General features: G+C 56.1%; 22 protein-coding genes. 11 read left to right on the top strand and 11 right to left on the bottom strand.

All coding sequences use genetic code 11. The annotated features are described in order from the left end of the window. The first annotated feature begins 53 nt into the window (after nt 1-53). From ACR0BT_RS02090 to ACR0BT_RS02075, 4 genes are all read left to right on the top strand, one after another. Entirely contained in the window at nt 54-485 is a 432-nt protein-coding gene (locus tag ACR0BT_RS02090; RefSeq protein ID WP_170393148.1) for an ester cyclase, read from the top strand. 129 nt (nt 486-614) lie between these two features. Next, nucleotides 615-1430: a chromate resistance protein ChrB domain-containing protein gene (locus tag ACR0BT_RS02085; RefSeq protein WP_480762436.1), complete on the top strand. Its 816-nt coding sequence runs from the start codon at nt 615-617 to the stop codon at nt 1428-1430. Further along, nucleotides 1427-2677 (top strand): chromate efflux transporter, encoded by a 1251-nt coding sequence (gene chrA, locus ACR0BT_RS02080; protein WP_480762435.1) that lies wholly within the window; start codon nt 1427-1429, stop codon nt 2675-2677. Before ACR0BT_RS02085 ends, chrA begins: the two co-directional genes overlap by 4 nt. Nucleotides 2678-2753: 76 nt before the next feature. Continuing rightward, nucleotides 2754-3221 (top strand): SspB family protein, encoded by a 468-nt coding sequence (locus ACR0BT_RS02075; RefSeq protein ID WP_170393151.1) that lies wholly within the window; start codon nt 2754-2756, stop codon nt 3219-3221. Nucleotides 3222-3247: 26 nt separating this feature from the next. Here ACR0BT_RS02075 and ACR0BT_RS02070 read toward each other — a convergent pair whose 3' ends face one another. Beyond that, nucleotides 3248-3811, bottom strand: coding sequence for a hypothetical protein (locus ACR0BT_RS02070; protein WP_480762434.1), 564 nt, complete (start codon nt 3809-3811; stop codon nt 3248-3250). Nucleotides 3812-4018: 207 nt separating this feature from the next. On the opposite strand from ACR0BT_RS02070, the gene fumC reads away from it, so the two are divergent. From fumC to ACR0BT_RS02050, 4 genes are read left to right on the top strand one after another with little or no spacing between them, the layout of a single operon-like run. After that, the gene (fumC, locus tag ACR0BT_RS02065; protein WP_170510046.1) at nt 4019-5413 is read left to right on the top strand and encodes a class II fumarate hydratase; all 1395 of its coding nucleotides are present in this window, start codon (nt 4019-4021) and stop codon (nt 5411-5413) included. Next, nucleotides 5413-5589 carry a DUF4169 family protein gene (locus ACR0BT_RS02060; protein WP_170393154.1) on the top strand — a complete coding sequence of 59 codons (177 nt, stop codon included), beginning with the start codon at nt 5413-5415 and terminating at the stop codon, nt 5587-5589. The genes fumC and ACR0BT_RS02060 overlap by 1 nt, the downstream gene beginning before the upstream one ends. Next, the gene (locus ACR0BT_RS02055) at nt 5586-5807 is read left to right on the top strand and encodes a ribbon-helix-helix domain-containing protein (protein ID WP_170405591.1); all 222 of its coding nucleotides are present in this window, start codon (nt 5586-5588) and stop codon (nt 5805-5807) included. The genes ACR0BT_RS02060 and ACR0BT_RS02055 overlap by 4 nt, the downstream gene beginning before the upstream one ends. A 59-nt stretch (nt 5808-5866) precedes the next feature. Beyond that, nucleotides 5867-6469 (top strand): DNA-3-methyladenine glycosylase I, encoded by a 603-nt coding sequence (locus ACR0BT_RS02050; RefSeq protein ID WP_480762432.1) that lies wholly within the window; start codon nt 5867-5869, stop codon nt 6467-6469. Between the two features lie 12 nt (nt 6470-6481). On the opposite strand, the gene ACR0BT_RS02045 is transcribed toward ACR0BT_RS02050, so the two are convergent. The 4 genes from ACR0BT_RS02045 to ACR0BT_RS02030 all read right to left on the bottom strand — a co-directional run bounded on the left by ACR0BT_RS02045 (nt 6482) and on the right by ACR0BT_RS02030 (nt 10836). Further along, nucleotides 6482-7363, bottom strand: coding sequence for a fructose bisphosphate aldolase (locus ACR0BT_RS02045; RefSeq protein ID WP_480601606.1), 882 nt, complete (start codon nt 7361-7363; stop codon nt 6482-6484). Between the two features lie 72 nt (nt 7364-7435). After that, nucleotides 7436-8785: a cytochrome P450 gene (locus ACR0BT_RS02040; RefSeq protein WP_480762430.1), complete on the bottom strand. Its 1350-nt coding sequence runs from the start codon at nt 8783-8785 to the stop codon at nt 7436-7438. Next, the gene (locus tag ACR0BT_RS02035) at nt 8782-9996 is read right to left on the bottom strand and encodes a hypothetical protein (protein ID WP_480762429.1); all 1215 of its coding nucleotides are present in this window, start codon (nt 9994-9996) and stop codon (nt 8782-8784) included. Before ACR0BT_RS02035 ends, ACR0BT_RS02040 begins: the two co-directional genes overlap by 4 nt. A gap of 87 nt (nt 9997-10083) precedes the next feature. Beyond that, nucleotides 10084-10836, bottom strand: coding sequence for a cytochrome c biogenesis CcdA family protein (locus ACR0BT_RS02030; protein ID WP_170393160.1), 753 nt, complete (start codon nt 10834-10836; stop codon nt 10084-10086). 105 nt (nt 10837-10941) lie between these two features. Here ACR0BT_RS02030 and ACR0BT_RS02025 point away from each other — a divergent pair, with 105 nt between their 5' ends. After that, the gene (locus tag ACR0BT_RS02025) at nt 10942-11175 is read left to right on the top strand and encodes a sulfurtransferase TusA family protein (protein WP_170393161.1); all 234 of its coding nucleotides are present in this window, start codon (nt 10942-10944) and stop codon (nt 11173-11175) included. Between the two features lie 56 nt (nt 11176-11231). Here ACR0BT_RS02025 and ACR0BT_RS02020 read toward each other — a convergent pair whose 3' ends face one another. The 6 genes from ACR0BT_RS02020 to purC all read right to left on the bottom strand — a co-directional run bounded on the left by ACR0BT_RS02020 (nt 11232) and on the right by purC (nt 19514). Continuing rightward, a complete protein-coding gene (locus ACR0BT_RS02020) occupies nt 11232-14063 on the bottom strand; it encodes an Rne/Rng family ribonuclease (RefSeq protein ID WP_480762428.1) in 2832 nt (943 codons plus the stop codon). A 508-nt stretch (nt 14064-14571) separates the two neighbouring features. Beyond that, nucleotides 14572-15906: a sigma-54-dependent transcriptional regulator gene (locus ACR0BT_RS02015; RefSeq protein ID WP_170393162.1), complete on the bottom strand. Its 1335-nt coding sequence runs from the start codon at nt 15904-15906 to the stop codon at nt 14572-14574. A gap of 11 nt (nt 15907-15917) precedes the next feature. Next, a complete protein-coding gene (locus ACR0BT_RS02010) occupies nt 15918-17696 on the bottom strand; it encodes a sensor histidine kinase (protein ID WP_370644429.1) in 1779 nt (592 codons plus the stop codon). Between the two features lie 36 nt (nt 17697-17732). Further along, complete coding sequence (purQ, locus tag ACR0BT_RS02005; RefSeq protein ID WP_480762427.1) at nt 17733-18401, bottom strand: phosphoribosylformylglycinamidine synthase subunit PurQ; 669 nt, start codon at nt 18399-18401, stop codon at nt 17733-17735. A 26-nt stretch (nt 18402-18427) separates the two neighbouring features. Then, the gene (gene purS / locus ACR0BT_RS02000) at nt 18428-18658 is read right to left on the bottom strand and encodes a phosphoribosylformylglycinamidine synthase subunit PurS (protein WP_170405579.1); all 231 of its coding nucleotides are present in this window, start codon (nt 18656-18658) and stop codon (nt 18428-18430) included. 100 nt (nt 18659-18758) lie between these two features. Then, nucleotides 18759-19514: a phosphoribosylaminoimidazolesuccinocarboxamide synthase gene (gene purC, locus ACR0BT_RS01995; RefSeq protein WP_170393164.1), complete on the bottom strand. Its 756-nt coding sequence runs from the start codon at nt 19512-19514 to the stop codon at nt 18759-18761. A gap of 187 nt (nt 19515-19701) precedes the next feature. Between purC and ACR0BT_RS01990 the strand changes: the two genes are divergently transcribed. Together ACR0BT_RS01990 and bmt are read left to right on the top strand one after the other, a co-directional pair. After that, complete coding sequence (locus ACR0BT_RS01990; RefSeq protein ID WP_170393165.1) at nt 19702-20022, top strand: DUF1476 domain-containing protein; 321 nt, start codon at nt 19702-19704, stop codon at nt 20020-20022. 121 nt (nt 20023-20143) lie between these two features. Next, a complete protein-coding gene (gene bmt, locus ACR0BT_RS01985; RefSeq protein WP_170510072.1) occupies nt 20144-21157 on the top strand; it encodes a betaine--homocysteine S-methyltransferase in 1014 nt (337 codons plus the stop codon). Nucleotides 21158-21163: the final 6 nt, after the last annotated feature.

Genomic DNA, 21163 nt, shown 5'->3' with positions numbered 1-21163 from the left:
GGTTTATTCATTTCTCTGATCCATCTTCCTGAACAAGCGACAGGAGGGCTGAGATGACGAATTCTGACAGGCTTAGGGCATGGTATTCAGAGGTCTGGGAACAAGGCAATACCGATGCAATCGATCAGTTTTTTGCCCCGGATACGATGGCCGAAGGGTTGATACCCGAAATGCAGGTTGGCGCGGACGACTTTCGCGATCTGGTCATGGCGTTTCGTCATGTTCTGGGCGAGATCACAGTCGAACTGCCGAAGATCATCGAAAATGGTGATTGGGTCTCTGGTATTCTGCATGTCCGCACCTTCCGGGCCGATAACGGTGCCCCGCTTGAAGTTACCGGACAAGTCATGGCGCGCTTCAAAGGGGACAAGATGGTCGAGGCCTATAATCAGTTTGATTTCATTACACTTTTTGAACAACTGGGGCAGTTCCCACAGGATACCCTTCCGGTTTGCATGACCGGGCAAAGGTTGGACTGGGCCTGATAAACTTGACCGCAAGCTTGACCCATCCCGCATTTGCGCGCTAGCAGAGGATCAAGGGGTAAGCTTGCGAACACCCCGTGAGGCGGCAGCCCAAGTTCGCATGTATCCAAAGCAATAAGGAAACATGCAATGGCTGCCCCCAATGCAATTACACCCCGACAACTCTTGCGCCTGATCGGTACGCCTCAGGCTCCTATCCTGTTTGATGTGCGAACAGATGGGGATTTCGACGATGATCCCTCCCTCATACCCGGCGCATTCCGAATGCCATATCAAAATGTTGATGGCATAAGAAATCATACCGGCGATCATTCTTGCGTAGTAATTTGCCAGAAAGGCAAAAAGCTGAGTCAGGGCGTTGTTTCATGGCTGCAGGCTGAAGGGGTGGTGGCAGAATTTCTGGAAGGTGGAATGTTCGCCTGGCGCGCTATGCCGGGCGCAATGGTCGTGCCTGTGCCTGCCCTTCCTGCAGTTGCAAAAGGCAACACGGTCTGGGTGACGCGGCACCGCCCCAAGATTGATCGCATCGCGTGCCCCTGGCTGATCCGCAGGTTTGTCGACAGGCGCGCTCGGTTCCTGTTTGTAGCACCGGATGAAATTCAGGGGGTTGCCGAGCACTTCGGCGCCACACCCTTTGATGTTGAAGGAACTGATTGGAGCCATCGCGGCGACAATTGCACCTTTGACACGATGCTGGATGACTTCAAGCTTCGATCAGAGCCCTTGGACCGCATGGCCACGATCATACGTGCAGCCGATACAAACAAGCACGATCTGGCGCCTGAGGCTGCCGGATTGCTCGCCCTTTCGGTCGGCTTGTCGCGCCAGTATCGGGATGACCAGCAGCAATTGCAGGCTGGATTGCATATCTATGATGCTCTCTATCGCTGGGCGCGCGATGGGTCTGGCGAGACGCATGACTGGCCCGCGGGTCACGGCAGATGACCCCTTCATATCAAGAGTTGATCAGGGTGTTTGGGCGCATCGGGCTGCTGTCCTTCGGCGGCCCCGCCGCCCAGATCTCGCTGATGCATCAGGAGCTGGTTGAAAGGCGCCCCTGGCTGGACGAACAGACCTATCTGCGCGCGCTTTCCTTATGCATGCTGTTGCCGGGTCCCGAGGCCATGCAGCTTGCCACTTATGCAGGATGGCGGCTGCGCGGAGTGGCCGGTGGGTTAATCGCAGGCAGTTTGTTTGTACTACCGGGTGCTCTGGTGATCGCGCTGCTGGTTTTGCTTTATGCGGCCTATGGTACATTGCCTTTGGTTCAAGCCGGATTCTTGGGCATCAAGGCCACGGTGATCATCATCGTCCTGCAAGCATTACGGAACCTATCGAGGAAAGCGCTTACAGACGTCGAGCACCGGGTTATCGCGGGCCTAGCCTTTTTGGGGATCTTTGTCTTCAACCTGCCCTTCCCGCTAATCATACTGTGCGCTGCCGTTTGGGGATTCGTGACTTCGAAAGACGACATGCGCTTTGCCGTTCAAGCCAGCCCAACACTTGCCAATCCTGTTCGCACAGCGGTTTTCTGGCTTATCCTTTGGCTGGGGCCTTTGTTTGTGCTGTCTTTGAGCGGCCAGGAACTGCTCAGCGATCTGGGCTGGTTCTTTGCCCGCCTTGCGGTTGTAACTTTTGGCGGTGCCTATGCGGTGCTGGCCTATATGACCCAGACCGTGGTCGAAACCTACCAATGGATCAGCACGGACCAGATGATCGACGCGCTAGGTTTGGCCGAAACCACGCCTGGGCCACTGATTCTGGTGACTCAGTTTGTGGCCATGCTTAGCGGTCAGATTGCCGGAGGCGCCTCGCTGGCGTTTGCGGCGGGCATTGTCGCTTTATGGGCGACGTTTGTACCGTGTTTTCTGTGGATTTTTCTTGCAGCCCCGCATCTGGACAGAATCGCCGAGCGTCCGCGTCTTGGGGCCGCGATGCACGGAATCACAGCTGCGGTCGTCGGAGTGATTCTCAACCTCTCCGTGTGGTTCGGGCTAAACGTCTTGTTCACCTCAATTCCGGGGTGGCATTGGGGACCAGTTTCTCTCCCCCTACCCGACCCTTCGTCGCTTGAATTCAGCGCACTTGTGCTGACCGTTCTGGCTGGCCTGTTGATTTTCCGTATGAAATCCGGTTTAGCAACCACACTTGGTATCATGGTTCTGGCCGGACTAGGCATGCAGATTTTGTAATCAATACAGCCCAGCACAGCCTTTCGTTTCCGTCCGAATGAACTATGCTGGGATTAACCACTTTCGAGGATCAACCATGTCGCAAGACATCGACTACGGGAATCTGATGCACACGGCCATGCGAGGCCTGATCAAGACCGTCCTGACCGACGTGTCCGAAACCGGCCTGCCCGGTTCGCATCATTTCTTTATCACTTTTGATACACGGCATGAGGGCGTTGAGTTGGCCGATTGGCTGCGTGAGCGCTATCCAGGCGAGATGACGATTGTCATGCAGCACTGGTTCGAAAACCTCGAAGTCGGTGACGATGGCTTTTCGATTACGCTGAATTTCGGGGATGCGCCGGAACCGCTTTACATCCCCTATCTGGCGATCAAAACCTTCGTGGATCCTTCGGTTGAGTTTGGCTTGCGCTTTGAAAGCCCGGAAGACGAGGACGAAGAGATCCATGTGACGGAAGAGGCCCCGATTGAGCTTGAGGCCGAAGAGGCAGAACCGCAGCATGATGCGGATGTGGTCTCGCTGGACAGCTTCCGGAAATGACCAGAAAATCCCGCTTGATGCGGGGTTTATTCTTTTTGAAGGAATGTCTCGACCGAGCGCGACTTAACCCCATCGCGAAACCGGGAAAATGACAGCTCGAGCCCGCCATCAGCTAGTGTCCGGTCAAATTGCTGAAGCTCATAGCCACCGTTTTCGGCTATGAACAACGAAAACACCGTCAGAGTATCTCCTTCGATCCGCCCCCAAACAAAGGGTTCCCCTTTCATCGGGTCAAGCGGCACCTCGTGGCCAAACACATTACGCTTCATGGCCGCAGAATAAACATCGGGCCGATCCGAGCTTTGAAAATCAACCGAGTATTTCTCATCCTTGATGCGACCGTCGGCTTTGTAAGTCGTGGTGGTCCAACTCACGTTGAAGCCCCCTTTGATTTCCTGAATTGAAACGCTCATATCCCGAGGGGTCGCCGTACCATCCGCATCAACAACGTCGGCCGAACCGGTATAGTCGCCCACGAACGGCTCGATTCCCGTCGCCTGAGCGTGTTGCACAAATACTGCCAGCCAAAAACTCGCGACAAACAATAACGCAAGCGTATACAAAGGGCTTTTGAGAAGTGACACGCGCATGGTTGCCTCCGTCAGGGTTATTGTCCCATCTTAACTTTAGCCCGCCGACGTACAATGGCACTGTTTTCGCTAACAGAAATTATTTGTAGCTGTGCCGCGTCTATACCTTTGCGCGGCCCAAGTTTAAGGTGCGCTCAACTGGCCGATTGCGCCACAGCCTTGCTGCGGGTAAACGGCATACGACTGCATACCAGACCGGAGCGACCGATGTCTCAAACCCGCACTGAATCCGACAGCTTTGGCCCGCTTGAGGTGCCTGCCGATAAGTACTGGGGCGCGCAAACGCAGCGTTCGATCATGAACTTCCCCATCGGCTGGGAAAAGCAGCCCGTCGCCATCGTGCGCGCGCTGGGTGTGATCAAAAAGGCCTGTGCAATTGAAAACAAAGCCATCGGCAAGCTGGACGCCAAGATCGCCGACGCGATCATACAAGCGGCCGGTGAAGTGTTCGAAGGCAAGTTTGACGACAACTTTCCTCTGGTCGTATGGCAAACCGGCTCGGGCACGCAATCCAATATGAACTCGAACGAGGTCATTGCGAACCGCGCGATTGAGATTATGGGTGGCGAGATTGGCTCGAAAGATCCCGTTCACCCGAATGATCACTGCAATATGGGTCAATCCTCGAACGATACTTTCCCCACCGCGATGCACATCGCCACAGCGATGAGTGTGCGCGATGTGTTGATGCCCGGGCTTGAGAAGTTCGCCTCGGCGCTGGAAGCCAAGGCAAAAGAGTTTGCCGGTATCATCAAGATCGGCCGCACCCATACGCAGGATGCCACGCCGTTGACGTTGGAACAGGAATTCGGCGGGTATGCGCATCAAATTCGTCAGGGCATTGCGCGTGTAGAAGCTGCAATGCCCGGTATCTATGAACTGGCTCAAGGCGGTACTGCTGTGGGTACCGGTTTGAACACGCATGGCGGCTGGGATGAGGCTGTCGCCAAGAATATGGCCGATATCACCGGCCTGCCCTTTGTGACCGCGCCGAACAAATTCGAAGCGCTGGCCGCACATGATGCCATGGTCTTCCTGTCGGGCGCGTTGGCCACGATCGCCGGTTCCTGCTACAAAATTGCCAACGATATCCGTCTGTTGGGTTCGGGGCCCCGCTCAGGATTGGGTGAGCTTATTCTGCCCGAAAACGAGCCCGGTTCGTCCATCATGCCAGGCAAGGTGAACCCGACACAGGCCGAGGCGCTGACTCAGGTGGCCGCACATGTGATGGGCAACGACGCAGCAATGAAGTTTGCAGGCTCGCAGGGCCATTTCCAGTTGAACGTCTACAACCCGATGATGTCCTATAATCTGCTGCAGTCGATCCAGCTGCTCGGCGATGCAGCCGACAGCTTTACCGAGCGGATGCTGTTGGGCATCAAAGCCAACGAGCCACGCATCGACAAGCTGATGAAGGAATCCCTGATGCTGGTGACTGCTCTGGCACCGACAATCGGGTATGACAACGCCACGACCGTCGCCAAAACAGCGCACAAGAACGGCACAACACTTAAGGAAGAAGCGATTGCGTTGGGCTTTGTGGATGAGGCGACGTTTGATGCGGTTGTGCGGCCCGAGCATATGATTGGACCCAAGGACTGATGGGTAAACCGGTTAACCTGAACCGGTTTCGAAAAGAAAAAGCGCGGGCTGAAAAAAAGGCTCGCGCGGATGCAAACGCTGCGAAACACGGGCAATCCAAAGCCGACAGGACCGTTGTAAAGCTGCAGCAAGACCGGCAGCGCCGGGACCTTGACGGTCACAAGGTCGACGAATGAGTGGACGTCCTGTCAAACGCTCCCTGACCTTGCAAGGTCATCGAACATCCGTTTCGCTTGAGGATGAGTTCTGGCAAGCCTTTCGTGACATCGCGCGGAAAAAAGATATCCCAATCAATGTCCTGGCGGCAAATATTGATGCAGAGCGAGACCCGGAAACCGGACTGGCTTCGGCCATTCGTGTCTTCATTCTGAATTGGTATCGTCAAACCGATTGAGTACTTGATTTCAAACAATCGCGTCGCTTATCCTCGCGGAGAACAAAAAGGGTACATTCATGAACGATTTGGCAACGGGCCCAGATGGAAAACCTCGGTGTTCGTGGTGCAACGCCGCCCCCGAATTCTTTGACTATCATGATAACGAATGGGGATATCCGGTTTCCGATGACAGACGACTGTTTGAGAAACTCTGCCTCGAGAGCTTTCAGTCAGGCTTGAGTTGGCGCACCATTCTGTCAAAACGCGAGAACTTCAGGGCAGCGTTTAGAAATTTTGATTTCAACAAGATAGCAGAATTTTCTGATGCAGATATCAATCGACTTCTGGACGATAAAGGCATCGTGCGACACCGCGGTAAGATTGAAGCCGTTATCAACAATGCCTGCCGCGTGCAGGACCTAATCGCTTCCGAAGGATCATTGGCCGCTTATGTCTGGAGGTACGAGCCTACGGCGCCACCCGCCCCGCAAAGCGCTTCCACGTCGGCAGAATCCATTGCGATGTCGAAAGATCTGAAAAAACGCGGTTGGAAATTCGTAGGCCCCACCACGATCTTTGCCTTTATGCAGGCCATGGGGTTGATCAATGATCACGCCAACGGATGTGTCATGCGCGAAAAAGCGGCGCAATTGCGCCGCGATTTCATCAAGCCCGAATAGATTACCCCACTATCAGACCGAGGCGCGGAAGATATTGTCGATATTCCCGCCGAGCGCTGCATTGAATTCCGCGTCTGATTGCTGCTTGGACAGCCCTTCGGTCAGTGCGCGCGAAAACGACGCGATCATCTTGCTGTTTTGGCCAAGCAGGTCGCAGGCCTGCTCGGTCGAGTATCCGCCGGAAAGCGCCACAACACGCAGGACGCGCGGGTGATCCGCCACCTCATCATACAGGTTGGCCTGGCTGGGGATCGTCAGCTTCAGCATCACTTCCTGACCCTCGACCAATTGATCCAGGTTCTTCAGAATTTCTGATTTCAGAATGTCCTCAGCTTCGGCCTTGGTTTCCGAGTGGATGTTTACCTCAGGCTCGACAATTGGGACCATTCCCGCATCAGTGACCACGCGTGCGACCTGGAACTGCTGCGCGACAACGTCGGCAATGCCCTGAGCATTGGCTTCGTGGATAACTGAACGTTCCTTGGTGCCAAAAACCCCATCCGCCTTGGACAGCGTTTCAGCCAGCCCCGGAATTGGCTTCATCATCTGAACACCGTTGGCCTGATCCTCAAGTCCCTTGTCGATTTTCAGAAACGGCACGATGCCTTTTTCGGACCACAGATAATCCGCGACCTTCTTGCCGTCGATTTCTTCGCCCAAGGTCCGTTCGAACAGGATCGCGCCAATCACTTTATCCTTGGTGAAATCGTCAGCCAGAATAATCCGCGCGCGCATCTTCTGAATCTCGCCGAACATCTCTTCGTCTGATCCGTAGTCCGATGCTTCAACACCATACAAAGCCAGCGCTTTGGGGGTTGAACCGCCGCTTTGGTCCAGTGCTGCGATAAATCCTGCGCCTTCGGACATCTGCGCGCGCTGTTCTGCTTTCGACATAACTCAATCCCGTTCAATATGATTCCGCATTTTCAATCCGCATACAGCATGCCGAAGAGCGATGGTAGTTTGTTAGCGCTCAACCAAGCGCAACCAAATTCCGTCTTTCGATCTGACGGTCAAATGCGCGACCGGTACCGGCGTTTCGTCTGGTATTGTTTCGAATCGGTAACGACGCAAGAGCATCGATAAGATCAAAGGACCTTCTACCATCGCGAACCCTGCGCCCGTGCAGACCCGGGTGCCAGCCGAAAAGGGAATATAGGCCTCGCGCTGGCATTTCTTTCCGTTTTCCGTCGTCCATCGCGTGGGGTCGAAATCGTCCGGCCGGTCCCAAAGCCTTTCGTGCCGATGTAAGTGCCAGGGGCTTACAACGATCTGAGAACCCTGCGAAATATCCCGATCACGGAAGCGTTCAGGACATGTCGCCTCGCGCACCATCATTGGAACTGGTGGATACAGGCGCAAAGCTTCACGAAACACATCGCGGCTAAGTTTTAGTTGGGACATGGTTGAAAACTCGGGCATGTCCAGAGCTTTCGCTTCCTCAGCCAGCTTTTCCTGCCAGTCCGGATACATCGCCATCAGATAGAGCGTCCAAGCCAGTGCAGACGCGCTGGTTTCATGCCCCGCCAAAAAGAAGATGGCGACCTGATCGACCATTTCCTGCGCATCAAACCGGTCTCCGGTTTCCGGATCTGTTGTCGTCATGATCTTGGTGGCCAGATCATCGGGGGCCGACCCGTTTTCGATTGCTATAGCGCGTGCATCCGTCAATCGGCTGATCAGATCCCGAATCTCGCTGGCGGTTTGGCGAGTTTTGCGAGAATGAAATCGGGGCATCCAGCTTGGAACCGGAACGAATGCGGCCAGGTTCAGCAAGGGCTGTTCGCGCTGATAGATTCTGAATTTATCGAAGACCTGCGCGGCAACCTCATGTTCGATGGGAACCGAAAACAGGGTGCGGAAAATCACATCCGCCGCGACATGGCTTGTGATTTCTTCACATTCCACCTTCTGCCCAACCCTGCCAGAAAGCCGATCCGCACAAGCCTGCGCCGCATTTAACATTGCGGGAAACGTGTCTTTCAAACGTCCGCCTTCAAAGGCGGGATCAATGATCCTGCGCTGCCGTTTCCAGACTTCGCCATTGGTCAGGAACACGGACCGGCCCAATAAGGGGCGTAAGCCTTCGCTGATGCGATTTGATTTTGGAAACGCATCCGGGCGCTCTTTCAGAACTGCACGGATCAGATCGGGTTGGTTGACTAAATACGAGCGAAAGAACGGCGTTCGGAATTCAGCCATCCACGCTCGATATAGACGCTGGGGCTGAGCAGACAGCAAGTCTTGCCGAAACAGACGTAGATACCGCCACAGCGAGACCTTATCTGGTCGTGCTTCGGGCTTTGGGGGCATCATGCTTCCACCGCGATGTATTTCGAAACTGCCCGCTCAATGCGCGATCGTGATGGCGCGCGCCTTTCAAACCGCTGTTTCAATGTTTCAGGACCTGCGGTGATGCGGAAATAGTCATAAAGTCCAGGTTGATCGAACGCACAAAGATATTGAAAGTGCAGGCGAAAAAAGCGCCAACGCAATTGCTGCCATCGCGCAGGGGACAGTGTTTGGGTGAAGGCCGCAGAAAGAACCAGCGGCCCGCATTTTTTGGGGCCAGCGACGCCGCTGACCGCGACCGGATCGCACAACGCAAACGCGCAGCCATCCCCTGGTGCAGAGACATCGATCCAAGTCATATCCGCGCGTTCGGACAGATATTTAAGATCAGCGCGAAGCGTGTGTGCCTGCGGTAGAAACGAAACCATTGGCACCACCTGCCCCAAGGTCAGAAAGGATAAGACTGGCTTATCCTGTACACCGCCCCGTCGTCGTAAAACATCTGCCAACACTGACACACCAAGATGGGCGCCAGAGCTGTGACCCACGACCAGCACCTCATCGGTGTCTGTGTCCAGCGTCTCGGTGATCAGGTCAGAAAACTCCCGCAGCCTCGATTGCAGATCTTGCGAGTACGCGCCGTATAGCTTCGCCGAGTGGGCATAGTCATGCATGAGGTAATAAGCGAACAGTCGATTATCGATCTTTCGGAACCATTGCATCAGAGCATAGATTACCCCGGCAGCAGGTACCAAAGACCACCACCCAACGAGTGGTTTCAATACAGAGACTAAACCCCAAGCAATCAACAACGATGCAAAAAGCTGTAGCAGCAGCATTGCCACCGGGTATAGCGCCGCAATTACGGGCCCCTTGCGCAGCTGCATCAGCCGCCAAAGCGTACCGGTCGAGATATATATCCAGGCGGTTCTCGCCAGTTGCAGATAGGTTGCCGGGATCGATTGAGCCATGCTGTCACGCACGATATCGGACCAGACCAGAACCTGAACATCTGCATCAACAGGACTGCCGTCCTGCTGAGAAGTCACCTGCCAGCCGTAGGGACCTTCGCCCGTCCTAGCGCTAATATCGATCTGGTATCCCGATATCTCAGCCTGGGCGCCCCCCTCTTTGCGGTAGAGCTCTCGATATCGGCGCGGATGAATCGGGTCGTAGCCGGGAATGTAAAACACCCGGCGTTTGCGCACCTGCGGATTGGATTGCTGACTGCTCATTACCCGGCCCTCTGCGCCAAAGATTAGCGCAGCGTTGACGCCAAGGTAAGACCTGGCGTCTATCCATCCGCGTTTAAAGCCAGAGGGTTAACCGAGGTTTGCCAAAGCCGGAAATGTTTCCAGCAGCCACCAGCTGAATTCGGTGAACAAACCGGTGACAAGCATGATGCCGACAAAAAGCAGCAGCCCGCCCATCACCTTCTCGATTGTGCCCATATGCGGTTTGATGCGGTTCATAACCGCCATCGAGCGGTTCAGGAACATCGCAGCCAGCAAGAATGGAATGCCCAGGCCTGCCGCATATACGCCAAGCAATACGGTGCCACGCGTTACTGATGCTTCGGAGGCGGCCAGCGACAAGATTGCACCTAATTGTGGGCCGATACACGGCGTCCAACCGAAGGCGAAGGCCAGTCCCAGAATATATGCCCCGAACACAGATCCGCTGGAGTCACCCGTATCAACGCGTGCCTCACGATCCAACAAAGGAATACGGAACACGTTCAGAAAGTGCAGGCCAAAGACAATGACGACAGCGCCCGAGAGTTTGGCGAAAAGCACCTGATTCTGAAGAACAAACGCCCCAAAGACCGAGGCTGTAAAGCCTAGCAGCAGGAACACGGTCGACAGACCCAGAACAAAAAACAGTGCCGCCAGGGTCGCCTTGCGCCGCGCGCGCGCCTCATCCTGCATCTCGTTGATAGTCACACCGCTCATATACGCGAGGTACGGTGGCACAATCGGCAGCACGCAGGGAGACAGAAAACTTATCAACCCGCCCAGCATGGCGATAAACATGGCAGGCAGAAGGCCCGCGTCTATGATCTCAATTCCGAACATGACTCAGCACATAAGTTATCGCGCGGGTTTCGTCACGAGGCCATTCGGTCACATCCTCGTGGTTGCGCGCTGGACAGTATGGCTCGTTAGAAATATCTCAGCCCCATGACCAATGAGATTGAAACACTGGATGCGTTGGGATTGTTGTGCCCCTTGCCTGTTTTGAAGGCTCGGAAGCGCCTGAAATCCTTGCCTGCGGGGGGTATGCTGCGCGTGCTGGCCGATGATCCTGCCGCGATTATCGACGTACCGCATTTCTGTACCGAATCTGGCCATACACTTGTCTCGCAAGACACAGTGGATGGTCATCAGATATATGTGATCCAAAAATCGGCCTGAGGATTCTTTGGAACGCACCCTAATGAAAAAGGCGGGCCAGTTGGCCCGCCTTTTTCTTACTGTCCCAATGACCACCACCCTCGGCGCTTTGGCTTGGCCGGCGCGGGTTCGGGTTCGTCTGCCACTGCCTCCAAGACCGGCTCTGGGGTGGCAGCCTCAATGACTTCGGGTTCTGCTGCCACGGTCGATTCTTCGGCTTCTTCGGCAACCAGTTCAGGCGCTTCAGCAGGTTCCTCTGGCACTTCTTCAGCGACTTCAGAAGCCGACGTTGCTTCGGCGATCTCAAGCTCTGATGGTGCATCAGCGCTATCTGGCTCAGCGGCTGGTTCGATGCTTTCAGACTCATCGGCTGGCTCTTGCTGTTCAGCCTCGGCGGCCTCAGCATTGACCGGCTCTTTCTGCGGATCGGAGTTCGCATTATCCGCTTCGGTCTGCGTCTCGCTTGCTTCGACTGTGGCCTCAGTATCCTTTTTGCGTCGACGCGGTGCCCGGCGCTTTTTCGGTTTGGCCGCTTTCTCAGCATCTTCCTCAGCAACAGGCTCAGCCTCGGTCTGCTTGGTATCGACGCTCTCAGCTTCGTTGCTCGAGTCGGTTACACTGTCTGCGTCAGACTCGTCTGCATTGCCATCCGGCGCGTCACCATTGCCCGAACTCTTCTTGCGCCGGCGCCGACGCCGTTTACGCTTGGGCTTGGTCTCTTCCTCGCTCTGAACCGCAGTTTCTTCTTCGTTTTCGTCCTCATCCGTGGCGTCGACCATATCCATCAGCGACGCATCAACCGATACCACCGGCGCAGTTGCTTCAGGAACAACGCGGCTAGCGGTCTTGAACTTCTCCATCGAGAAGTCGGGACTGACCAAATGAACGTCCCCTTCGATCCGAACCGACAAACCATACCGCGCTTCGATCTGCGCGATGTGTTCGCGTTTCTGGTTCATCAGGAAGTTGGCGATGCTAACCGGGCAACGCACCAATACCTCACGCGAACGGCGGCGAGTGCCTTCCTCTTCAATCTGGCGAAGGATTGACAGTGCCATATTGTCGTCCGACCGGATCAGGCCGGTGCCATGGCAAGACGGGCATGGCTGGGTCGTCGCCTCAAGCATTCCAGGACGCAGACGCTGACGGCTCATTTCGAGCAGTCCAAAGCCCGAAATCCGGCCCACCTGAATACGGGCACGATCCGTTTTCAGCTTGTCCTTCAGTCGCTTCTCAACGGCCGAGTTGTTTTTGCGCTCGTCCATATCGATGAAATCGATCACGATCAGACCGGCCAGATCGCGCAGACGCAATTGGCGCGCCACTTCTTCGGCGGCCTCCAGATTGGTCTTCAACGCGGTTTCCTCGATCGAACCTTCTTTGGTCGCCCGACCCGAGTTCACATCGATCGCCACCAGTGCTTCGGTCACCCCGATCACGATATAGCCACCGGATTTCAGCTGAACCGTCGGGTTGAACATCCCGGCCAGATAGCTTTCCACCTGATATCGCGCGAATAGCGGCAGCGCGTCTTCGTATCGCTTCACGTTCTTGGCGTGCGACGGCATGATCATCTTCATGAAGTCTTTGGCGATGCGATACCCGCCCTCGCCTTCAACCAGAACCTCATCGATGTCGCGATTATACAAGTCGCGGATCGAGCGTTTGATTAGGTCGCCTTCTTCATAAATTTTCGCAGGCGCAATGGATTGCAACGTCAGCTCGCGGATCTGCTCCCACAGTCGTTGCAGGTATTCATAGTCGCGCTTGATCTCTGATTTTGTCCGTTTGGCTCCGGCCGTGCGCACGATCAGACCCGCGCCCGTGGGCACGTCGATTTCAGCGGCAATGTCTTTCAGTTTCTTCCGGTCAGCGGCATTGGTGATCTTGCGGCTAATTCCGCCGCCCCGTGCGGTATTGGGCATCAGTACGCAGTACCGACCCGCCAAAGACAGATACGTGGTAAGTGCCGCACCCTTGTTGCCGCGCTCTTCCTTGACCACCTGCACCAGCAGGACCTGACGCACCTTGATAACTTCCTGAATCTTGTAGCGGCGCGGGCGTGGCTTGCGCGGAGGACGGATATCCTCGCTATCGTCTTCGTCTGCGACCGACTCGATGGTATCGTCTTTCGAAGCCGCGTCAGCGCTTTTGCTTTCTGTCTCGCCATCCGCCTCGGGCTCGTCACCAGAAGCTTCCGCCTCTTCTTCGTCAGACTTGGCTTCGACCTCATTCGAAGGTTCTTCTTGGTCGGTATCAGTTGCTTCGACAGGTGCGTCTTCCGCTACCTCAGCAGTCTCTTCTGGCGCTTCCGCCTGCTGATCTACATCTTCGGACTCGGCTTCTTCGGTCGGAGCTTCTTCAGCAACAGGCTCGGCGGCATCCTCAGGCTCTTCCACCGGCGTCTCGGCAACGATTTCCATCGGAGACGTCCCTTCGGGCACCTCCGTCTCTTCACCGTCATCCAGATCGATGGTTTCCATTCCGGTCGGCTCTGAGGAAACCTCCAGCGTCTCAACCGGATCGTCCGTCTTGACGTCAGCGGCCTTTGAGCGCGAACGCGACCGGCGCTTCTTGGGCTTTGTTTCCTCGGCCTCATCCCGCGCCTTCATCGCCTCGGCATAGGCGCGCTCTTCCTCCATCAGCGCCTCGCGGTCAGCGACGGGGATCTGGTAGTAGTCGGGATGTATTTCGGAAAACGCCAGAAACCCGTGCCGGTTCCCGCCGTAGTCCACAAATGCCGCCTGCAGCGACGGCTCAACCCGTGTTACTTTTGCAAGATAGATGTTGCCAGCAAGCTGGCGTTTGTTTTCGGATTCAAAGTCAAATTCCTCAACCTTGTTTCCGTCGACCACCACAACGCGGGTTTCCTCCGCGTGGGTGGCATCGATAAGCATTTTCTTAGCCATGTGTCCTTGGTGCACCGCGCCAAACGCGTTGTCCTGACCCGTCCAGGCGGACAGGCGCTTTTGGGGAGGTGTCTTGTACGGGCGATATCGGACGGCGCGCGGCAGGGTCTGGCGCTTTGGCCCCCTGCCCGTATACTCAATCGTTGCGCGCGCGTCATCGCGGTTCTTCTCCGACAGGCGCGTCTATATGCGGCCCGCCCATTTATTCCTTTCACCCGCATAGACGGGTTCAGGCATTCATCTGCCCCATTGGGGCATAATCGGTCTGCCGCGCCGCGCGGGATCTATCCTCACCATCAGCTCAGCAGCGAAACTCAAAACACGGGGCTTGCAGGCACAAAATACCCGGCCCGTTCGATCACAATAAAAGCAGTCCTGTGGAAAAGACAATGGGCAAACTGCATCGCGACCCAAGAACGCGCCGAAGAGTCCCTTCATCTGTTCAGAAATATCCAGGGGTTGAATTGAACCGCAGGCTCAAGAGGGGGGCCAGCCCCCTCCTCCACCTTCACAGGTAGTCCGAACGCTGCAACCCGTACTTCGCCATCTTTTCGTTCAGTGTCCGGCGTGGCAGGCAGAGTTCTTCCATCACCGAGGCGATCGATCCCTTGTGACGGCGCATCGTATTGTCGATCAGCATCCGCTCGAAGGCTTCAACATATTCCTTCAGCGGCTTGCCTTCAGTTGTCATCACTGGCTGCATCTCTTCGTGATCCGACATCAGCAGCGAAGCAATTGTCCCCGACCCGCGCCGCGACTGCAGCACCGCACGCTCAGCAATGTTGATCAACTGCCTCACATTCCCGGGCCACGGGGCCTGAAGCAGCTGAGCCGCTTCCTGCGCACTGACCTGAGGCGCGTCGCAGCCATATTCCTCTGCGAACTGTTCGCTCAGACGGGTGAACAGCGTCAGGATGTCCTCACCCCGCTGTCGCAGCGGAGGCATGGTGATGCGCAGCGCCGCCAACCGATAGAACAGATCGGGACGCAATACATCTTCTGAGGTTTTGCCCGCTTCCTGCAGGTTCGAAATCGCAACGATCCGCGTTTCCGCAGGGGTGCCCTGCTCATTCATAACGCTCAAGAGACGGGCCTGCAGCGTATCACTCAGGGCTTCGACATCCTCAAGAACCAGCGTACCGCCGCGGGCCTCTTCGATGGCGGGCAACTGCGTGTCCTCGGGCAACATCGGGCCAAACAGGCGTTTCGACAGCGCTTCTTCCTCAAGTGCTGCGCAAGAAACCAGAACGAATTTCTTACCCGCCCGGCTACCAACCGCGTGCAACGCATGCGCCACCAAAGTCTTTCCGGTTCCGGTTTCCCCATCGATCAGGACATGACCATCCGCCTGCCCCAGATCCAGAATATCTTCACGCAACCGCTCCATGACGGGGCTGGCACCGATCAGCTTGTTCATGATCTGCGTACCGCCAGACAGCTCACGCCGCAGGGCTCGATTGTCGAGCGTCAGACGACGCGCATTGCTGGCGCGTTTGGCCAGTTCGGACATGCGATCGGGGTTAAACGGCTTTTCAAGGAAATCGAACGCCCCGACACGCATCGCCTCTACGGCCATTGGCACGTCGCCATGTCCCGTGATCATGATCACCGGTAGCGTGCTATCGGCCCCCATCAGCTTTTTCAGAAGTTGAATGCCATCCATTCCCGGCATCTTGATGTCAGAAATCACGATCCCGGGGTATTCTGGCCCCAAGACCTTGAGCGCATCCTCGGCGCTTGAAAAGGTTTCGGTGTCGTACCCCGACAAAGCCAGCCACTGGCTGATCGACTGGCGCATGTCCTGTTCATCATCCACGATGGCGATTTTCATGGCCTGTGCCATAGTCACTTCCTCTATTCCGCGGCCTCAAGGCCGTCGCTTCCCAATATGGGCAATTGCATCTCAAACACCGCGCCACCCTGTTGGCCGTTGCGCGCGGTCAGCCGTCCGCCATGGTCGTTCACGATCCCGGACGAGATGGCAAGCCCCAGACCAACGCCGTCCCCCGGGCGTTTGGTTGTATAAAACGGCTCGAACAGGTTTTCGATATCCTCGATCCCGTGGCCATTGTCCCGCACGGTCAGTACCGCAGTTTCACCTGCAGCGAGAATGATCTCGACATCCGGCTCATCCACAGACTTGGTCGCATCCAGCGCATTGCGCAAGAGATTGACCATAACCTGCTCGATCCGCATCCGATCACCCATCACTATAACAGGTTCTTCGGGCAAAATCTGGGTTATCTTCACATGCCGCTGACGCAGCTGCGGCTCCATCATCGACAGGGACGAGGCCAGCGCTTCGCCAAGATTTACTGGCGAAAATGCATCTGCACCTTTGCGCGCATAGGATTTGAGCTGGCGCGTGATCGCTCCCATCCGCTCGATCAATCCGTCGATCCGCCCAAAGCTGGCCAACGCCTCTTCGGGCCGGTTTCGACGCAAAAGCAGACGCGCGCCTGCCAGATAAGTTTTCATCGCAGCCAGAGGTTGATTTAACTCGTGACTGACTGCCGCAGACATCTCTCCAAGTGCTGCCAGTTTTGAGCTCTGGGCAAGGGTTTGTTCGGCAACTTCCAGCGTCTTTTCAACACGTTCACGCTCAGCGATTTCCCGCTGCAGCCTTACGTTCAATGCGCGAAGCTCCGCCGACTCGCGCTGGAACAAGGTCATGCGCAACGTTGCTCTGCGGCTGAGCGCATAGAAGGTCAGCGCCAGAAGAATCGCAAATGCCATGATCTCAAGCGCCAGAACGCTGTTCACCCGCTCGCGGATCGATGAATAGGTGGTGAACGAAGTCATTTGCCAGCCCCGGAACGGAATGCGGGTCTCCATCCGCATCACAGCCTCGCCCTGAAGATAGGCATCGGGGGGCAAAGCGCTCCAATCGGTTGTGGCCCGGATTGCGCGCTGGATCGCGTTCTGAGGGGGTTGGCGCAACATGGCACCGCTTTCATCCAGACCTCGCCACTGAGGCTCGGTCGAGAGGATGATCGTACCAGTGCTGTCTGTGACCATCACCGCGTCAGAAATACCAGCCCAGGCGCGTTCAAATTTCTGCAAATCAACTTCGACTACGATCACGCCAAGGATCTCTGCATTCGCCTCGATTCGCCGTGAGTACACAAAGCTGTAACCGCCGGACTCACGTGGAATGACCGAGAATATAGTGGCATTCGATCGAATTGCATCGATGAAGTAAGGCGAGTTCCGGTGGCTTTCCTGCAACCGGTTCCGGTCGGTTGCAGCACGTGTCAGGCCATCCCCATCCAGCAAAACCAGCGAGGCCGCCCCGATTTCTTCAACGAAAGAGATCAGGCGCTGGCTCGACAGCGTGTAATCGCTGGATTGCAGGGCCGAAATCAGGGTGGGGTCACGGGCGAGCAACTGCGGCACGATGGCGTTGCGTCGCAACTCACTCAGCAGGTTGCCGGAATACAAGGCTAACCGCAGTTCGGCGCGGTTTCTGGTCGATTCGGTGAAGCGACTGGTTAGCAGACTGTTGGTGATCCACACTGTGGCGACAGTAGCAAGCAGCAACAAAAACACGGCAAGACGCAGCCGCCAGCCCATAGGCGCGCCGCGAAACCGGTTCAGAAACCCTTTGCTGTCTGCTTGATCTTCCGCGCTCATGTACTGACGCTACGCGTCCCGACTGATGACCTCAAGTCACGCGGGCGTCAGCACCCCGGCCAATGCGCGGAAGAGCGCCGTCCCGTCGGTGCCTCCGTGGCCTGAATCCGCCGCTCGTTCTGGGTGGGGCATCATGCCTAACACGCGCCGGTTGTGCGATAAAATCCCTGCAATATCGTCGCGCGAACCATTGGGATTTTCGGCATATTTGAAGGCAATGCGATCCTGATCCTTCAACTCGACCAAGGTCTCATCGTCTGCGAAATAATTGCCATCGTGATGCGCAATCGGGATATCGATCACATCCCCGGCATTGTACCCTTCAGTAAAGGCGCTATCGCTGGTTTCGACCTTCAGACCGATCGTTTTGCAGATGTATTTCAGACCGGCATTGCGCAACAGCGCGCCAGGCAGAATTCCGGTTTCGGTCAGAACCTGAAAACCGTTGCAGATGCCGACGGCATAGCCACCACGCTCGGTATGCGCGGCCAGCGCTTTGCAAATGGGCGACTGGGCCGCAATCGCGCCGCAGCGCAGATAGTCACCATAAGAAAACCCACCCGGCACACCGACGATATCTATACCCTCGGGCAGCGCGGCATCCTTGTGCCAGACCATATCGACGGAAAAACCGGCCTGCTCGAAGGCAACGGCAAGATCACGATCGCAGTTGGAACCGGGGAAAACGATGACGGCTGCGCGCATGGCGGACCCTCCTAGGTCAGAAAAACTTAGAGCAGTTCGATCTCAAAGCGTTCGATGACCGTATTGGCCAATAGCTTTTCGCACATCTTTGTTACGTCCGCTTCGGTCGAGCCGTCGGCCAGTTCCAGATCGATCACCTTGCCCTGACGGACACCTTCGACCTGATCAAAGCCCATCGCACCCAATGCGTGACGCACAGCCTCGCCCTGCGGGTCCAGAACCCCGTTCTTGAGCATCACATGCACACGTGCTTTCATTTTCGAGAACTCCACTGATGGACCGCGCATCGATCCGTTTCGTTGGGCGCGGGATACCCCGCTTGGGCTTGTCGGACAACCCTGTCGATATGAGACAGGATCAGTTGATCAGCGTTGGTTTTGTGACATTGCTTTTGGGCAGAACGCCAAGACGGCGGGCGACCTCAGAATATGCATCAGTCAGACTACCCAGATCACGGCGGAACACATCCTTGTCCAGCTTCTGACCGGTTTCGATATCCCATAGACGGCAGCTATCGGGGCTGATTTCGTCCGCAATGATCAGTCGTTGGAAATCGCCTTCGAACACGCGCCCGATCTCGATTTTGAAATCGACCAGACGAATACCAACCGCCAGCATCACGCCGCTCATGAAATCATTAACGCGCAGTGCAAGGCTCAGGATATCGTCCATATCCTGCTGGCTCGCCCAGCCGAATGCCGCAATGTGCTCTTCGGTCACCAGCGGATCACCCAGCGCATCGTCCTTGTAGCAGTATTCAACAATCGGGCGCGGCAGTTGAGTACCCTCGGCGATACCGAGGCGTTTGGACATCGATCCGGCGGCATAGTTGCGGACGATCACTTCCAGTGGAATGATCTCACAATTCCGCACAAGTTGCTCCCGCATGTTCAGACGGCGAATGAAATGCGTCGGAACTCCGATCTGGGCCAGACCGGTCATGAAGAATTCGCTTAACCGGTTGTTCAGAACGCCCTTTCCATCGATCACGTCTTTCTTCTCGGCGTTGAAAGCTGTGGCGTCATCCTTGAAGTACTGCACGATGGTGCCCGGCTCGGGACCTTCATACAGGATCTTGGCTTTACCTTCGTAAATCTTCTTGCGACGCGCCATGAGCGACCTTTCCAGTCTGGGGAAAGGGAATGAGTCCCTTCACGTTGGCGCCCTCATAGTGCAAGCCCCGCTTTCCCGCAAGTTCGCAACCCCGAGAGGCTTTGACGCAGCGCAAATACCTTGCGCACAGGGCGTCGTATAGTCATATCATCAGAAAAGAACATCTAACCCAAGAGGTCCCCAACCAATGACCACATTCGACGAACGTGAAGCCGCGTTTGAAAACAAATTCGCTCATGACGAAAAGATGCAGTTCATCGCTCGGATGCGCCGCAACCGATTTATGGCTGTATGGGCCTCGGCGCTGAAAGGCGAGACTGTGGAACAGGCGCGTAAATACGGGCAGGAATTGGTCCACACCGACCTGCAAAATGTCAGCGAAGACGATGTTGTCGAGGCGGTCAAAGGATACCTCGGTGATCTCGCGGATGAGGCTAAAATCCGCGAGAAGATGGTCGAACTTCTGGTCGAAGCCAAAGAGCAGGTGATGGCGGAAGCCGAGTCCTGATGCCTGAGCTGCAAAACTCATGATCTTCATGAGTTTTATGAATTTGATTTGACGCCCCGGTCGTGAGACACGGGGCGTCTCATATTTTGACGGGCTGTGGCCCCAATTTTGGAATACTCCAATGACTAACGCGCTCAGCAACCTTCTGGAAACCGTAGACGTCATTCTGGCGGATGGCGCAACCGGGACGAACCTGTTCAACATGGGCCTGCAATCAGGCGATGCGCCGGAATTGTGGAACGTCGATGCGCCTGACAAGATTCGTGCTCTGTATCAGGGCTCGGTCGATGCCGGCAGTGATCTGTTTTTGACAAACACATTTGGTGGAACAGCCGCGCGTTTGAAGTTACACGACGCCCAGAACCGCGTGGCCGAGCTGAACCGTACTGGCGCTGAACTGGGTCGCGAAGTCGCTGACAAGGCAGGTCGCCCGATCATCGTGGCCGGCTCTGTTGGCCCGACCGGCGAGATCATGGAACCTGTCGGCAGCCTTTCGCACGCCGAAGCCGTCGAGATGTTTCATGAACAGGCTGAAGCGCTAAAGGCTGGAGGCGCAGATGTTCTGTGGCTTGAGACCATAAGCGCGCCGGAAGAATTCCGGGCTGCGGCAGAAGCGTTCGCTCTGGCAGATATGCCGTGGTGCGGCACCATGAGTTTTGACACGGCTGGCCGCACAATGATGGGTGTTACATCTTCTGATCTGGCAATGATCGTGGAAACTCTGCCCAATCCTCCGGTTGCGTTCGGGGCGAATTGCGGCACTGGTGCCTCGGATATACTGCGGACGGTGCTTGGGTTCGCTGCCCAAGGAAACGAACGTCCACTGATTTCCAAGGGCAACGCAGGGATTCCGAAATATGTGGACGGTCATATCCATTATGACGGAACGCCTGAACTGATGGGCCAGTACGCTGCCATGGCGCGCGATGCAGGTGCAACGATCATTGGCGGTTGCTGTGGCACTATGCCTGCGCATTTGCGCAAAATGCGCGAGGCGTTAGATAACGGTCCGCGCGGCGAGCGCCCGACCCTGGATCAGATCGTATCGGCGCTTGGTCCGTTTACCTCAGCCTCAGATGGCACTGGGGACGAGGCCGTTCCCGAACGGCGCACTCGTCGCCGCCGCCGGGCCTGATTGAAT

The organism is Ruegeria sp. CJ6 (genome assembly GCF_056536665.1).
This window is presented reverse-complemented; position numbering and strand designations above follow the sequence as displayed.

Excerpts from the sequence above, each read along its gene's own strand:
- ACR0BT_RS02090 (WP_170393148.1), top strand. The coding sequence starts at position 54 with ATGACGAATTCTGACAGGCTTAGGGCATGGTATTCAGAGGTCTGGGAA.
- ACR0BT_RS02085 (WP_480762436.1), top strand. The coding sequence starts at position 615 with ATGGCTGCCCCCAATGCAATTACACCCCGACAACTCTTGCGCCTGATC.
- chrA (WP_480762435.1), top strand. The coding sequence starts at position 1,427 with ATGACCCCTTCATATCAAGAGTTGATCAGGGTGTTTGGGCGCATCGGG.
- ACR0BT_RS02075 (WP_170393151.1), top strand. The coding sequence starts at position 2,754 with ATGTCGCAAGACATCGACTACGGGAATCTGATGCACACGGCCATGCGA.
- ACR0BT_RS02070 (WP_480762434.1), bottom strand. The coding sequence starts at position 3,811 with ATGCGCGTGTCACTTCTCAAAAGCCCTTTGTATACGCTTGCGTTATTG.
- fumC (WP_170510046.1), top strand. The coding sequence starts at position 4,019 with ATGTCTCAAACCCGCACTGAATCCGACAGCTTTGGCCCGCTTGAGGTG.
- ACR0BT_RS02060 (WP_170393154.1), top strand. The coding sequence starts at position 5,413 with ATGGGTAAACCGGTTAACCTGAACCGGTTTCGAAAAGAAAAAGCGCGG.
- ACR0BT_RS02055 (WP_170405591.1), top strand. The coding sequence starts at position 5,586 with ATGAGTGGACGTCCTGTCAAACGCTCCCTGACCTTGCAAGGTCATCGA.
- ACR0BT_RS02050 (WP_480762432.1), top strand. The coding sequence starts at position 5,867 with ATGAACGATTTGGCAACGGGCCCAGATGGAAAACCTCGGTGTTCGTGG.
- ACR0BT_RS02045 (WP_480601606.1), bottom strand. The coding sequence starts at position 7,363 with ATGTCGAAAGCAGAACAGCGCGCGCAGATGTCCGAAGGCGCAGGATTT.
- ACR0BT_RS02040 (WP_480762430.1), bottom strand. The coding sequence starts at position 8,785 with ATGATGCCCCCAAAGCCCGAAGCACGACCAGATAAGGTCTCGCTGTGG.
- ACR0BT_RS02035 (WP_480762429.1), bottom strand. The coding sequence starts at position 9,996 with ATGAGCAGTCAGCAATCCAATCCGCAGGTGCGCAAACGCCGGGTGTTT.
- ACR0BT_RS02030 (WP_170393160.1), bottom strand. The coding sequence starts at position 10,836 with ATGTTCGGAATTGAGATCATAGACGCGGGCCTTCTGCCTGCCATGTTT.
- ACR0BT_RS02025 (WP_170393161.1), top strand. The coding sequence starts at position 10,942 with ATGACCAATGAGATTGAAACACTGGATGCGTTGGGATTGTTGTGCCCC.
- ACR0BT_RS02020 (WP_480762428.1), bottom strand. The coding sequence starts at position 14,063 with ATGGCTAAGAAAATGCTTATCGATGCCACCCACGCGGAGGAAACCCGC.
- ACR0BT_RS02015 (WP_170393162.1), bottom strand. The coding sequence starts at position 15,906 with ATGGCACAGGCCATGAAAATCGCCATCGTGGATGATGAACAGGACATG.
- ACR0BT_RS02010 (WP_370644429.1), bottom strand. The coding sequence starts at position 17,696 with ATGAGCGCGGAAGATCAAGCAGACAGCAAAGGGTTTCTGAACCGGTTT.
- purQ (WP_480762427.1), bottom strand. The coding sequence starts at position 18,401 with ATGCGCGCAGCCGTCATCGTTTTCCCCGGTTCCAACTGCGATCGTGAT.
- purS (WP_170405579.1), bottom strand. The coding sequence starts at position 18,658 with ATGAAAGCACGTGTGCATGTGATGCTCAAGAACGGGGTTCTGGACCCG.
- purC (WP_170393164.1), bottom strand. The coding sequence starts at position 19,514 with ATGGCGCGTCGCAAGAAGATTTACGAAGGTAAAGCCAAGATCCTGTAT.
- ACR0BT_RS01990 (WP_170393165.1), top strand. The coding sequence starts at position 19,702 with ATGACCACATTCGACGAACGTGAAGCCGCGTTTGAAAACAAATTCGCT.
- bmt (WP_170510072.1), top strand. The coding sequence starts at position 20,144 with ATGACTAACGCGCTCAGCAACCTTCTGGAAACCGTAGACGTCATTCTG.